This is a genomic window from Actinacidiphila acidipaludis (assembly GCF_019890725.1).
Classification (GTDB): domain Bacteria; phylum Actinomycetota; class Actinomycetes; order Streptomycetales; family Streptomycetaceae; genus Actinacidiphila; species Actinacidiphila acidipaludis.
Genome location: NZ_JAINZZ010000135.1, coordinates 1 through 1,331, shown reverse-complemented (window position 1 = coordinate 1,331; position 1,331 = coordinate 1). Strand labels below are relative to the sequence as shown.

The 1,331-nt window shown below is 57.5% G+C and carries 1 rRNA gene; it reads left to right on the top strand.

The window, feature by feature from the left end:
- Positions 1–56: 56 nt before the first annotated feature.
- Positions 57–1,331 (top strand): 23S ribosomal RNA (locus K7862_RS36995); the annotation flags it as partial.

The following is a 1,331-nucleotide window of genomic DNA, read 5'->3' as shown; positions in this document are numbered from 1 at the left end:
TGGGTGTGGGTGATGGCTGGTTGTTTGAGAACTGCATAGTGGACGCGAGCATCTGTGGCCAAGTTTTTAAGGGCGCACGGTGGATGCCTTGGCACCAGGAACCGATGAAGGACGTGGGAGGCCGCGATAGGCCCCGGGGAGCTGTCAACCGAGCTGTGATCCGGGGGTGTCCGAATGGGGAAACCCGGCAGTCGTCATGGGCTGTCACCCGCATCTGAACACATAGGGTGCGTGGAGGGAACGCGGGGAAGTGAAACATCTCAGTACCCGCAGGAAGAGAAAACAACCGTGATTCCGGGAGTAGTGGCGAGCGAAACCGGATGAGGCCAAACCGTATGCGTGTGATACCCGGCAGGGGTTGCGTATGCGGGGTTGTGGGAATGAGCTTGATCGGTCTGCCGGCCGGTCGGCGAGTCAGAAACCGTTGATGTAGGCGAAGGACATGCGAAAGGTCCGGCGTAGAGGGTAAGACCCCCGTAGCTGAAACGTCAGCGGCTTGCTTGCTCATCTCCCAAGTAGCACAGGGCCCGAGAAATCCTGTGTGAATCTGGCGGGACCACCCGTTAAGCCTAAATATTCCCTGGTGACCGATAGCGGATAGTACCGTGAGGGAATGGTGAAAAGTACCGCGGGAGCGGAGTGAAATAGTACCTGAAACCGTGTGCCTACAAGCCGTGGGAGCGTCGGGGCAGGCCTTGTGCTTGTCCTCGTGACTGCGTGCCTTTTGAAGAATGAGCCTGCGAGTTTGCGGTGTGTTGCGAGGTTAACCCGTGTGGGGTAGCCGTAGCGAAAGCGAGTCCGAATAGGGCGGTTGAGTAGCACGCTCAAGACCCGAAGCGGAGTGATCTAGCCATGGGCAGGTTGAAGCGGAGGTAAGACTTCGTGGAGGACCGAACCCACCAGGGTTGAAAACCTGGGGGATGACCTGTGGTTAGGGGTGAAAGGCCAATCAAACTCCGTGATAGCTGGTTCTCCCCGAAATGCATTTAGGTGCAGCGTCGTGTGTTTCTTGCCGGAGGTAGAGCACTGGATAGGCGATGGGCCCTACCGGGTTACTGACCTTAGCCAAACTCCGAATGCCGGTAAGTGAGAGCGCGGCAGTGAGACTGTGGGGGATAAGCTCCATGGTCGAGAGGGAAACAGCCCAGAGCATCGACTAAGGCCCCTAAGCGTACGCTAAGTGGGAAAGGATGTGGAGTCGCAGAGACAACCAGGAGGTTGGCTTAGAAGCAGCCACCCTTGAAAGAGTGCGTAATAGCTCACTGGTCAAGTGATTCCGCGCCGACAATGTAGCGGGGCTCAAGCGTACCGCCGAAGTCGTGTCATTCGTA